The organism is Pantoea sp. B623 (genome assembly GCF_024814475.1).
Classification (GTDB): Bacteria; Pseudomonadota; Gammaproteobacteria; order Enterobacterales; family Enterobacteriaceae; genus Pantoea; species Pantoea ananatis.
The window spans coordinates 4,309,068-4,321,866 of sequence record NZ_JANUXM010000004.1 but is presented as its reverse complement, the minus strand read 5'-3'; the positions used below and the strand labels follow the sequence as shown (position 1 = coordinate 4,321,866).

Here is a 12,799-nt window from a genome sequence, read left to right as displayed (position 1 = left end):
GTTTTGGACCACGAGCATAATCTGGTCGTTAGAATCTCACCGTGCCATCTATCTCGAGAAACCCAATTTTTAATAGCTAGCATTTCTTTCTTTTGAGGCTTTATAACTGAAAAAGCCACTATCGCGGCCGTTAAGGATACAATGACACCAATAATAAAAGGAGGATAAATAATAAAAGACATCATCGTTCCAGAATGAGGGGGTTGTCATATAAAGCAATACGCTGAGGATCTTTAGGGTCGTACTTAATTGTTGTTCCATTCCCTGGTTTAAAACGTTCAATTTCCTCAAAACTAAGATCTTTCAGAATACTGGCTTCTACTTCTTGATTCTGTTGTGTTTTAAACCTGAAAGTCATTTTATAAATCGGTTTATTACCACCCCACATGGTAGTCTGCTGGGCTGAAACAATATCAGCATTGACTGCAATACCATTTTTTAAAACAGCACTTTGAACAAAACCATCTTTTATAAGCGGAAGAAAGTGATTACTGAAGTTTCTGGCAATAGCGAAAAAAGGCCACAACGGATATTGCGAGAGAAATATAAAACCACTTACTGGTTAAAAAATCCATTATCAACCTCTTAATTAAAGAAATAAGGTAAGTGCTTTAGATTTCCAGTGTAGCGCTCCCGAGGTAATCACTTAATAGAAAGGGGATAACATATTTCTCTCTAAATACTTATGCTCAGTACGGCCATTTTAGGTGGTGTATCTTTGCTATATTTTACAGCCACGTTAATCCCTTTTTTTATTTTATGTATATCATCAGGCCTCACAACACCTTTCGCGCAATATTTCTTTTCAACACCGTTGATTTTTGCATGAAAACAAAAATCATAAAAATAATCATTCCCATATTTTGAATCATTTTGATACCAACTTTCTACTGGAACAACTATTACTTCCCCTGCCCAACTATCACGAGTAGTCCAGTCTTTAATCCCGGTTAATTGAGCTTTATTGGGTTTTAACATAGATAGAGAAAAAACAACAGCACAGATTGTAACGACAATGCCAATTATGAATGGCGCCTCAGTTAGAAATCCCATTTTCACCTTCATATAAATAAATGAATTGCACTAATTACTAAATTTTGGAGAGAGTTCTCAATTTTCGTTAGAGAACGCTTATTATCAATAGTTTTAGTAGAGTAACTAACTAGTGTACTTGTATTACTCAATGCGGTCAGGCTATTACTTACTGTTGTGAATGCAGTACTCATACCAGTACCCGTCACACTATTCCCGGTAATAGAAGCATTATTCCCTGTGACACTTTCATTGAATGCAGTGATAGAAAAGGAATGAACTGCAGTTTTCACCCAACTTGAAGGGGCTTCAATGCTTACCTTTGTATTACTTTTTATACTGATTTCATTGGGGCTAAAAATATTAATCTTACCTCCTAAAACATTCTTCTCCCAACTACCATGAACATCTTCCTTGACATTACCTTCAACTGTGGAATTTTGATTGCCGATTTGATTGTAATTTTTATCACCAGCGATTCTAATATCTTGATCACCTTTTATTTTTATTTTCTCCCCACCACTGACAATATCCATGCTACGACCATTAGTTACCTTGGAAAACTCGCCATCGTTGAAGTTCTTAGTCTCAGATCCGTCTACCACTGTTGTCCTTTTTTGCTTGTAGTGGAAAGATGCATCACCTTTAACTTCATGTTTCTGTTCTTTACCGATAATAGTATTACGATTGCCATCAATATTCACGGTCTTATCATTCTCCACCGAAATATTCATGTCTTTCTCAGCATGCATATTCAGCAGTTCACCGCCCGGCTTATCTTCAAAGAACAGATAGCTGGCATTGGCCTGATGTCCGTCTTTACTCCGTGTCATAAAGCCCATTCGTGTAGCATCGCCGGGGAGATCCCAGGGTGGCATGCTGGCTTCGTTGTAGACACGCCCGGTGACGATTGGCCGGTCAGGATCGCCGTTGATAAAATCCACGACGACCTCATCGCCCACGCGCGGGATCTGCACCCCGCCGAAGCCCTGACCCGCCCAGGCACTCGATACGCGCACCCAGCACGAACTCGTGTCGTCGCCCTTCGCCAGACGGTCCCAGTGGAACTTCACCTTCACCCGGCCGTATTTGTCCGTCCAGATGCTCTCGCCTTTCGGCCCCACCACCTTCGCCGTCTGCGGGCCGTGCGTCTTCGGCCACGGCGTCTCCGGCTTCGCACGGTACGTCACCGCCGCCGGCAGCACCGTGAAGTCGATGTTGTGCCGCGTGGCGCCCACGTCGCCGCTGGCGTAGCTGTTCTCTTCAAAGTCGTAGTGCGCCGACGTCACCAGGTATTTGCCGTTGTCGCTGAAGTGCGGTGCGTTCAGCAGCGCGAAAGTGTAGCCCGGCGCGATGCCCGTCGCCGTGCCGCTGCCGCTCACCATGTGGTGCTCCACCTGCCACACCTCCTGGCGGATACGCGCGTAGTACTCGCCGTGACCGTGCTCCACGAAGCGACCCGGCCAGTCGTAAACGTCCACCGAGCCCGGGGTCGGCGACACCGGGTTCTGCCGCGCCTGCAGCATCCACGCGTTCGGCTTGCGGAAGTCGTAGTCGTCCGTGCTGTACATCCCCGGCGTCACGCTTTCCGACAGCGCCCACTGGCTCACGCCCTCTTCCGTCACGCTGCCGCCCGACGGCGTCACGTGGTAGGCTATCGTCTCGTAGCCCGGGAACGCCTGGTGCTGGTCCGGGGCGTCGCACAGCACCAGCGTGTGCTTGTCCGCCTCGTGACGGAAGAAGTAGTAAATCCCCTCCAGCTCCATCAGCCGGCTGATAAAGTCGAAGCTGCTCTCCTGATACTGCACGCAGTATTCCCACACCCGGTAGCTTCCCGCCAGGCGCGTTTCCACGTTCACTCCGTACTCCTTCAGCAGCGTCTGCACAATCTGCGGCACCGTCTGGCTCTGGAAGATGCGCAGGTTGCGGTCGCGCTTCATCGGCCACAGATCCGACTCCACCGTCAGCCCGTAAACGGCGTAGCGCACGCCGCCCAGCTCCTCGCTGCGCACGCCTATCTGCGTAATTTTGCCGTTGATGTAGCGCGGATTCACCGCGCTCAGCAGACCGTCCGTCGGCAGCGTGAACGTGACCGGCTTGCCCAGCAACGACTTACGATCAATGCGCGCGTCGGTGGAGAGCAGCTCCGCTTGCAGCACGAACGACTTGGACAGCGCTTCGCTGCCGCTCAGACGTCGGAACAGCAGTCCTTGTGCGGGAAGTTGTACAGTAATACGTGAGAACATAGACATACCTGTTAAATATGGGGATCAAGTAACCAGACGCCTTCCTGATTAATGGTCAACGTTTGTTCACGTTCGCCACGCTGGCCTGTCACAGAAAACGTGTAGTTGCCGGGTGCCAGCTGCAGCGCCGCAAAACCATTGGCTGCCGGAACCACTGCCTGAGGCTTGCCATTCACCTGAACACGCTCGCCGGGCTGGAGCTTAATATAAACCTGCGCCACAGGTTCAGGCGGTGGTGCAACCGGCTCCTGAGGTTTTTCCGGCTCGGCCTGGGCAGTCTGGGTTTGCACAGGCGTTGCAGCAGGTTGTTCAGCCGGTGCCTGAGTGGCTGGGGCCGTTTCGGTCTGTGCGACATTGGCAGGTGCATCACCGTCTTTGTCGCCGCCCGCCATCAGCAAACCGACACAAACACCCACCAGCACGCCCGCAGCGACCAAACCAGGCAGTACAAAGCGGTTACGCATCAGCTTTTTCAGCGGTGTTGCTGCAGCGGCAGCCGCCTCATCCTCTTCCTGAATTGGTACCAGCATCGTACCCGGCCCACTGTGCTTCACTTCAGGCAGCGGTTCAGGTGCTTTTTCAGGCAGTACCATCGAGGCGGCAAACGCATCAATGCTCTGCGGGCGATCTTCCGGCTTAAGGGACAAGGCGCTATCGACCGCTGCCAGCAGCGTTGCGCTGTAACCCGCAGGTGCGCGTTGCACGAGCGGTTGATAATTATCTTCAATACTGCGCACCACGCTGACCGGCGGCGGTGCGCCGGTGATTAACGTGTGCAGCACGGCACCCAGCGCGTAAATGTCCGTCCACGCGCCCTGTTCGCTTTCATCGTTATCGCTGTACTGTTCAATCGGCGCATAGCCCGGACGCAGCATGGTTTCACTTTCATCAGAAAGGTTACCGATGGTTTTGCGCGCGGAGCCGAAATCCAGTAATACCGGATCGCCATTGCTCTGGATTTGAATATTATCCAGCGAGATGTCGCGGTGCAGATAGCCCGCATCATGAATGGTCTTGATGGCACCCAGCAGCGGTGGCAGCAGGCGACGGATCCAGTTCTCATCAATCAAATGGGGATGGCGTTCACGCATGTTAGACAACGTGGTGCCGCTGTAAAACACCGTGCCCATATAGGCCGTATCGTTTTGCACCCAAAAGCGCAGAACGTGAAGCAGGTTCGGATGATTAAAACGTGCCAGCAGACGGGCTTCCTGAATAAAGCTGTTCAGGCCCGCATGGAAAGTTTTACTGAATCGCTCACTCCGCAATACCAGGTTCAGGTCGTCGCTGCGCACGGCCAGCGACGCGGGCATAAACTCTTTAATCGCGATATCGCGCTCCAGTTGGTGATCCCAGGCACGATAGACAATGCCGAAACCGCCACCGCCGATGACATCTTTGATTTCAAACTCATTAAACCGGTAACCAATCGGGAGGGCATTGGGTACATTCTGGTGATTATCATTTTCCGACATATTCGAAAGCTCTCTGATAACAAACGGCTTTAGACAGCAAACTGGCAAACAAACTCGCCCTGATCACAGCTGACCTGCACACGACGATAACGTTCATCACGAGCATGGGCGCTGAGCAGTATCTGGCTCATCTGCGGCAACAGGGTATTTGTCAGGATGGCATCGACCATGCGACCTCCAGACTCCACTTCCGTACAACGCTGCACGATCTGGCTGACGACCGAATCGTCAATAATGGCTTCAATACCGTGGTTCTCTTCCAGGCGGCGAACAATGCGCCCCAGTTGCAGCTTAACAATCTCTGCCAGCATCTCGTCACTGAGGGGATAGTAAGGCACCACCAGCAGACGGCCCAGCAGTGCAGGCGGGAACACCTCCAGTAAGGGTTTACGTAAAGCGGTGCTGAGCGCGTCAGGATCCGGCATGAGTTCCGGATCGGCACAGAGCGCACTGATCAGTTGCGTACCGACGTTAGAGGTGAGGATGATAATGGTATTGCGGAAATCAATGTGGCGCCCTTCGCCATCCTCCATCCAGCCTTTGTCGAATACCTGGAAAAACAGCTCATGCACATCAGGATGGGCTTTTTCAATCTCATCCAGCAGCACGACGCTGTAAGGACGACGACGCACGGCCTCCGTCAGCACACCGCCTTCACCGTAACCTACATAGCCTGGAGGCGCACCTTTCAGCGTTGAAACGGTGTGCGCTTCCTGGAACTCGCTCATGTTGATGGTGATGATGTTTTGCTCTCCACCATAAAGCGATTCGGCCAGCGCCAACGCGGTTTCGGTTTTCCCGACGCCTGACGGGCCACAAAGCATAAACACACCGACCGGTTTATTGGGATTGTCCAGTCGGGCGCGTGAGGTGCGAACGCGTTTGGCAATCAGATCCAGCCCATGACGCTGCCCAATTACGCGCTGATTCAACGTGTCCGCGAGGTTAAGCACGGCATCAATTTCGTTTTTCACCATCCGGCCCAGCGGAATGCCGGTCCAGTCGGATACCACTGCGGCAACGACGCTGGCGTCAACGGCAGCAAACAGTAACGGGGCTTCACCCTGAACCGCATGCAACTTCTGTCGGGTTTCATCGAGCTGCTCGCGCAGGGAAGTTTCTCCTTCGGTCACGCAACGCGCGCGCAGGGCAATCAGCTGTTCGACCAGCTCACGCTCCTGCTGCCAGCGGGCGTCCAGCGCATCGCGCTCTGCTTCCAGGGAAGCGCGCTGGGCAGCAATCGTGGCCTGGCGGGTTTCATCACCCAGCCCCACTTTGACTTCACGTTCGGCGATCTCCGCTTCGATTTCCAGCGCGGCCAGACGGTGCAGGCAGTCTTCCAGCGCGGCAGGCTGTGCGCCCTGGCTGACTGCAACGCGTGCACAGGCGGTATCCAGTAAGGCTACGGCTTTATCCGGCAGCTGGCGGGCAGGAATGTAACGGTGAGAGAGCTTAACGGCGGCGCTGACGGCTTCATCCAGTAACAGCACCTGATGGTGTTTTTCCAGCGCGCTCACGGTGCTGCGCAGCATCAGGATCGCTTTTGCTTCATCCGGCTCCTGCACCTGAACGGTCTGGAAGCGGCGGGTCAATGCAGGATCTTTTTCGATGTATTTCTTGTATTCCGCCCAGGTCGTTGCGCCAATCGTGCGCAACTGTCCGCGCGCCAGGGCCGGCTTTAACAGGTTGGCGGCATCGCCTGTGCCCTGCTGACCGCCTGCACCGACCAGGGTATGAATTTCATCAATGAATAACACAATTGGCGTAGGGCTGGACTGGACTTCGTTAATCAGGGCTTGTAAACGCGCTTCGAATTCGCCTTTCATGCCGGCGCCTGCCTGCAACATGCCAATATCCAGCAGCCACAGTTGCACGTCACGAAGCGGTGCCGGTACATCACCGGCGGCAATGCGCAGCGCCAGCCCTTCTACCACCGCCGTTTTACCCACACCAGCTTCACCGGTGAGTAACGGGTTGTTCTGGCGACGGCGCATCAGGATATCCACCATCTGGCGGATCTCTTCATCACGGCCCGCAACCGGGTCGATTTTGCCGTCGCGCGCTCGCGCGGTCAGATCCTGCGCATACTGCGCTAACGTGCTGTCGCCCGCCGCCGGAGGGGCGGCAGCATCGCCTGCGGGCTGAACCAGCGCCTGCTGAACTTCTTTACTGTTCGCCAGCAAGGTATCGAACTGCTCCAGTAAAGCATCGGCGTTCACGCGTGAAAACTGGGGGGAAATGCCTTTCAGGACGCTGGCGAGCGTAAAGGTCTTCAGCATACCTATCAGCAGGTGACCACCGCGAATGCGGGTCGCACCGTATTTGAGTGATGCATAAACCCAGGCGCGCTCAACGGCGCTGTCGATGTGTTCTGCGAGATCGGACACCGCACCCGCACCGCGCGGCAGGCGGTCCAGTGCAGCGACGATATCCCGCGTCAGCGCGTTTTCATCCAGTGAAAAATGCTTAATCACCTGCTGAAGATCGCCATCCTGCTGCTGCATGAGCTGATGCAACCAGTGCACCAGTTCAACATAGGGGTTGCCACGCAGTTTACAAAAGGCGGTCGCACTCTCAAGCGAGGTAAATAACAGCGTATCCAGTTTGCCGAATAGCACGGCACGGCTGATCTCTGACATATCGGTTCTCTTTATTGAAAGAAGCGGGCTAACTATCGGGGAAAGCGGTTGGGCTATGACGGCGTAGCTTCAACCTCAAAGGCAAAATCTTCACGATCGACAGGCTGCGGTTGCTGTCCAAGCCAACTGGTGTAGCCCAGCCGCGCCTGACCGCCAAGGGTTACGCCCTTAACGGCATCGGCTGCCAGAATCAGGCTGAGATCCCACTGCATCTCAATACCCAGATAGTGGCGCACCCAGTCACGCACTTCGCAAGCGCCCTGCGCGTTGGGTAAAAAACGTTCGTACTGCTCGGCGCTCAGTGGACCGATACGCAGACGAAAACGATGCTGGACATCACGAACGGCCACACCGAGAAAGGCCGATTCACCCAGGCGCGGCATATGGCGACCGGCCGACAGACGGGCCTGATCGCGGCTGTCCAGGGATAACCACTGCGGCACGTTCTGTTGCAGCTTAACCGGAACGGCAAAGTAGTGACGCAAAATGCGTACCAGCCCTTCGGCATCGTGACCGTGGCGGCTGAGATGCCCTGACAGCATGAGGCGCGCATGCAGACTCAGCGAACTGGCTTTCTGCTGGGCCGGTAACCCAATACCGGCCACGCAGGCCAGATAATCCTGAAACCGCCGATCGTCGCGGCGATCCAGGGAGCTGGTTGGCTGTGAATTAGCCCAGGCACGGTAGAACAGCAGCGTGGCACGATGATGAAACAGATCGGCGAAAGCGCTCAGGCTGTTATCCTGATGGTGATCGATACGTCCGCGTACATATTCCGTCAGGTGCGTAGGGAGAGGACCGTTGGGACCAAACAGCCCAAAGCTGTAAATGGAGACGTCGTAGCGTTCGTCCTGCTCACGCGCTTTAACCTGTGACACGGTCGATGGTGCAAAGGCCAGGGATGGCTTTTGCCCAAGACGCACGGCTTCAAATTTGGGCAGTGGCGCTTTACCTAAGGCATAACGCTGCCCACTCTGGGCGTCCAGCTTGCGTAGCAGCTGAAACAGATCATAGCGCCAGGGCGCGGCCATCACGGCCTGCCAGAAACCGTCAGGCAGACGCACCGCCCGCTGTAGGGGAATAACGTGCGCCGTCTCACTCATAGCAGCGCCTTTTTGCCCATGCGCGGCGGCCAGTAGCCCACTTCGCCGCGCTGCTGGCTGCTCAGGGTGAATTCGGTAAAGCTGTTAAGCGCCACAAGGCGAGAAAAGACCCGCTCCAGCACGCTGCCGAACAGCCAGGGGCTGGCACCCGAAAACGCCTGCTCATCCACCTCAAGCGCAATGCTGACCCCGCGCGCAAACACCACGGGGCCCGGCTCGGGCACCCGGCGGTGAACGGCTTTGAGGTTGCAGTGCCGAATTCCGTCAATTTGACGCGTTAGCGGCGTTTCGGCCAGGCTGGCATACAGGCTCAGCATCTGGCGCAGTGCCGCAGCCCCTTCGCCATCGCTGCTGTCCATCAGGCTTAGATAGTTCATCTGCAGATGACTGATGAGTCGCCATGCTGAAAGCCCTTCAGCCAGCGCCGGACGCGGTGGCGTCGGGCCTTTGCACAATTTAAGTTGCCCGACAGGAATGGAATCCGGCATCACAAAGTTGGCCTGCTCTTGCTGTAGCAGCATCAAAGGCAGGTCACGGCTGGTGCACATCACTTCCGCAGACAAATAGCGGATATCGCTGTTCCACGGTGTATGATTTTGATCCACCAGGGAGAGAAACACTTCAGAACCGATATAGCCCGTTCGGGTGCCATAGCGCAACGCGTGCTCAGAGAGCGTGCGCTGTTCACGACGCAGGGAGAAATACGCGCCATAATCCCCGCCGTCATGGCTGAAGGTGCTCCAGAACGGCCGGAAGATCTGCTCTTCTCGCTGCCCTTCGACAGAGGCAAACAAGCGCTTCACCGAATGGATCTCATAGTCCAGCGGACGAATGTTATCGACCACCAGGTGATACTCGTGCTGACTGTCACTGACCTTAAGCCGCTCGGCGGTTTTCGGGAACAGGTTAATGACCGGCGTGCAGTGCAGGGCCAGATGGGCGCTGTCGACAACGCTTTCCAGCGCCGCATCGGCCTTATCCAGCAGGATGACGATGTCAAACGACAGGGCGTTATCGCAGCGCTGCAGGAAAGGCGCCAGCTGACGCAGGCTGATAAACTGGAAGCGTGCCGGGAATGCAAAATACTCCTGCAACAGGCGGTAGCCGTCAAAATTACGCAGATCGTCGGGCAGCAGGGCCTGCTCGGTCGAAAAGCCTTCCTGTTGAAGCGCGTCATCCGGCAGAACCTGACGTTGCGGTTTTGCTTCCACGGACTGCAGGATGATCCCGACACGATGCTGCATCAGCAGCTCCATCAGTTTCAGGGCCTGGATATCGGGTCCGCTCAGGAAAAACATCACGTCATCGAGACTGAGCTGGCTTAACGATGAAATGCCTTCGCAGGTGATGCGGATACGGAGGGCGCTGGACGCCGCCGTCGAGCCGCCCGCTTTCAACTCGCCTAACGGGATATCCGCTGGCACGCCACCTAACGACACATCGCTGATACGCAGGGGCTGTAACATCACATCGTGCGCGGTGGTATAGCTGCAGGTGACGCCCGTTTTTTTCAGGTTCTGGCTTTCCATCATTGTGCCGCGCGGCACTAAGAAACCGTTGCTGATATCGCCTTTGCGGCTGTCCGGCGTGAGCTGGGCGATGGCCATCGACGGCGTAGGTGAAAGGTAGCCCGGTGCCACCATTTCCAGCATCCGCTGAGAAAAGCGTGGAAACTCGGCATCCATCTTTAACTGCACGCGTGACGTCAGAAACGCGAAACCCTCCATAAGTCTTTCGACGTAAGGATCGGCGACGTCAATGCCGCGCATACCAAGCCGCCCGGCGACCTTGGGATACTGGGCAGCAAACTCCGCGCCCATCTCGCGCAGATAGGCCAGTTCACGGTTGTAGTAATCAAGCAGCTTGCTGTCCATGATTAACCTGCATCCTGTAGTTCAAAATGGCCGCTCTCTAAATCAACCTGAGTGCGGAACAGAAACTCCAGCGGGTACGGCACGCACCATAACCGGCCTTTAATCTCAATCGATAGTACGTTGTGCAGACTCAGAGAGGTCAAGTCGCTTACGCAGCGAACCTGTAAGCCCTGGGGTAAAATGCGTGGCTCAAAGTGCAGAATGGCATCGGTCATTTTCCGTTGCATATCCTGCCATTCGATGTCCGAGATATTCTGTCCGGCCAGGGGGGCCACGCCAAAATTCAGCACGGAACGCTGGACCTCCGTCAGGTCGCTCAGATCGTGCTGCGCCTCGTTATTGATGGTGTTGAATAACCACTGGAGATCGCGCAGAACATTACGTCGCAGCGTACTGTGGGTAATAATCGAACTGTTGCCTGACTCGGTGGTTTTATCTGGCGCGTCGTCTGTCAGCCTGTCCAGCAGGGACGACTGCAGTTTGTCACGCGCCGTCAGCGTGTCGCGATTTTTGCGCGCACGATAGCCGCCATGCAGCTGCGAATAGCCGTCACCGGACGAATTGTCATTACGACTCATGAGGTAACTCAGTTTCGTTGAAAATAAGCTGCTGCAGCGTCAGTAAGGGATAATCTGCTTCATCGCTGAGCCACATCTTTTGCCCGTGACCGATAAACTGACCGTCATCGCTGCCTGATTCCTGCCACTCCGTTACGCTTGCCCGCAGGAAGCGTTCATCAGCCTTGTCCTGAAGCGGGTAGCGCACCGGAATCTGACAAATTTGCTCACTTCCGTCCACCAGCTGCAGGCGAGTATGGCGCCAGACCAGATCCGTGACGCTTGCCGGAGCCTGAAATTCTATTTCACTGATGGCAGCAAACGGGATCCAGTAATAATGTCCATTGGCGATGGCTTCACAGACCGGTCCGAAGCGACTGTCACCGTCCATTATCCAGGCGAACTGGCTTTCCCCCTCCTGGGTTGTGGCCGTACCGGCACTCGCCTCTGCGCTTTCCAGCGCCTGAGCACGCAGTGCCGCACCAACGGCCTTGTCGCCCGCTATGTCCGCTTTCAGCGCGGCCAGTAAAACCTGGCACCACGGCCAGGCGCTTCCCGGCAGTTGCGGCTCGGCTTCACCGCGCAAAACCGCTGCACGTTTCTGTTCGCCCTCAATAGCCTGTTGCAGCAAGGTCACGGTGGGCTGCGCCTGAGGCAGCATGGCCAGCCAGGATTTCAGCTGTGTCTGCGCCCTGCTCCAGTTACCGTCAAGGCACAGGAGTTGCACAAATGCCGCGCGTAAATCCGCATCAGCCGGATTCGCCTGGATTTGTGCAGTGATGCTGGACAGGTTTTCCGCCAGGGTGGCATTGGCCAGTCGCTGTTGTAATGAGTCCATTCAAACTCCTTATGCCTTAGTTGATGGTGCGATACACGGCTGCGGCCGGATCTTTGAGTTCCGGATGCAGTTTTTCCACCAACTGCACCTTAATGGATGCAGGGCTACTTAACCAGGGTGACCAGATCTTACGCACTTCCTGCAGGCGCGCACGCAGCGCATTTTCGTCTGCCGCTTCACTGGCGGGCATCTCAACCACCACCTGGTTTATCGCCTGCCAGCCGTTAAACTGCTGGCTAAATGGCAACACCAGCCAGCTGTCGGGTGACTTTTCATCACTCAGCACCATGCGTTCGCTGTTAACCGTGGTAATGGTCAGTTCATCAACCTGCTGTTTATCGTTCAGGCCCGCAACCGGGAACCCCTGCAGAAAACTCACGGAAACGGATTTGGTCGCGTCTTTGCCCGTCTGGGTCAGCGTGCTGTGCCCGCTTAACCAACCATCTTTGCCACAGGTGACGCCCTGTTTAGCCGGCACAAACAGGGCGCTGGCCTGCGAGGGCTGATGCCACCAGGTGCGGAAATGACAACCGTCCAGCAAGCTAAACTGAAGCCACGGTGTGGTATCCGCCGCTGGCGAATTCAGCACGACAGGCGCGGCGGGCGGGCTGACGGGCGCCTGCTGCACCGGCGCCTGTTGGGCGGGCTGAGCCGGTTGAACGGGCTGTGCAGCGGCAGGCGGAGTCACCACCGATTTCCACTGCTGCGCTTTCGCGGCCGTACCATTGGCGAGTGCGCCGCCCTCGGTATCGGTTAATTGCCAGTGCAGCTGCTGTAACGGCTTACATTGTGAGGCCATCAAGCCCGCAACGCGCGGCAGGAAATCACTCAGCACCGACGCATCTTTATCGCCATGCGTCACAATGCGCAGGTTTACGGTGCTCTTACACCAGCTCGACAGCTGGTTATCTTTTACATCATCAATCCAGACATCCAGTTTCTGAGTTGGCGACTGCACAATGCGATAGTTCTCTGCAAAGGCATGTGTACTCAACAGCAATGCAGTCAGGCCCACTAATCCATATTTCATGTTGG

Annotated in this window: 10 protein-coding genes; all 10 read right to left on the bottom strand. The window is 55.2% G+C overall.

The genetic code is table 11. The annotated features are described in order from the left end of the window. Nucleotides 1-181 precede the first annotated feature (181 nt). Nucleotides 182-526, bottom strand: a complete 345-nt coding sequence (locus NXS97_RS21920; RefSeq protein ID WP_246874118.1) for a DUF3592 domain-containing protein — start codon at nucleotides 524-526, stop codon at nucleotides 182-184. Between the two features lie 149 nt (nucleotides 527-675). Continuing rightward, a complete protein-coding gene (locus NXS97_RS21915) occupies nucleotides 676-1,053 on the bottom strand; it encodes a hypothetical protein (RefSeq protein ID WP_116219948.1) in 378 nt (125 codons plus the stop codon). An 8-nt stretch (nucleotides 1,054-1,061) separates the two neighbouring features. Beyond that, nucleotides 1,062-3,278, bottom strand: coding sequence for a type VI secretion system Vgr family protein (locus NXS97_RS21910; RefSeq protein WP_259232799.1), 2,217 nt, complete (start codon nucleotides 3,276-3,278; stop codon nucleotides 1,062-1,064). Between the two features lie 11 nt (nucleotides 3,279-3,289). Further along, nucleotides 3,290-4,753 (bottom strand): serine/threonine protein kinase, encoded by a 1,464-nt coding sequence (locus NXS97_RS21905; protein WP_116219946.1) that lies wholly within the window; start codon nucleotides 4,751-4,753, stop codon nucleotides 3,290-3,292. A 29-nt stretch (nucleotides 4,754-4,782) separates the two neighbouring features. After that, nucleotides 4,783-7,392, bottom strand: a complete 2,610-nt coding sequence (tssH, locus tag NXS97_RS21900; protein WP_116219945.1) for a type VI secretion system ATPase TssH — start codon at nucleotides 7,390-7,392, stop codon at nucleotides 4,783-4,785. A 53-nt stretch (nucleotides 7,393-7,445) separates the two neighbouring features. Continuing rightward, entirely contained in the window at nucleotides 7,446-8,495 is a 1,050-nt protein-coding gene (gene tssG, locus NXS97_RS21895) for a type VI secretion system baseplate subunit TssG (RefSeq protein WP_116219944.1), read from the bottom strand. After that, nucleotides 8,492-10,369 carry a type VI secretion system baseplate subunit TssF gene (gene tssF, locus NXS97_RS21890; protein WP_013026235.1) on the bottom strand — a complete coding sequence of 626 codons (1,878 nt, stop codon included), beginning with the start codon at nucleotides 10,367-10,369 and terminating at the stop codon, nucleotides 8,492-8,494. The genes tssG and tssF overlap by 4 nt, the downstream gene beginning before the upstream one ends. A gap of 2 nt (nucleotides 10,370-10,371) precedes the next feature. Beyond that, nucleotides 10,372-10,947 carry a type VI secretion system baseplate subunit TssE gene (gene tssE, locus NXS97_RS21885; RefSeq protein ID WP_013026236.1) on the bottom strand — a complete coding sequence of 192 codons (576 nt, stop codon included), beginning with the start codon at nucleotides 10,945-10,947 and terminating at the stop codon, nucleotides 10,372-10,374. After that, nucleotides 10,937-11,764, bottom strand: coding sequence for a type VI secretion system accessory protein TagJ (locus tag NXS97_RS21880; protein WP_019106469.1), 828 nt, complete (start codon nucleotides 11,762-11,764; stop codon nucleotides 10,937-10,939). Before NXS97_RS21880 ends, tssE begins: the two co-directional genes overlap by 11 nt. Nucleotides 11,765-11,780: 16 nt before the next feature. Continuing rightward, nucleotides 11,781-12,794 carry a hypothetical protein gene (locus tag NXS97_RS21875; protein ID WP_234033862.1) on the bottom strand — a complete coding sequence of 338 codons (1,014 nt, stop codon included), beginning with the start codon at nucleotides 12,792-12,794 and terminating at the stop codon, nucleotides 11,781-11,783. Between the last annotated feature and the right edge of the window lie 5 nt (nucleotides 12,795-12,799).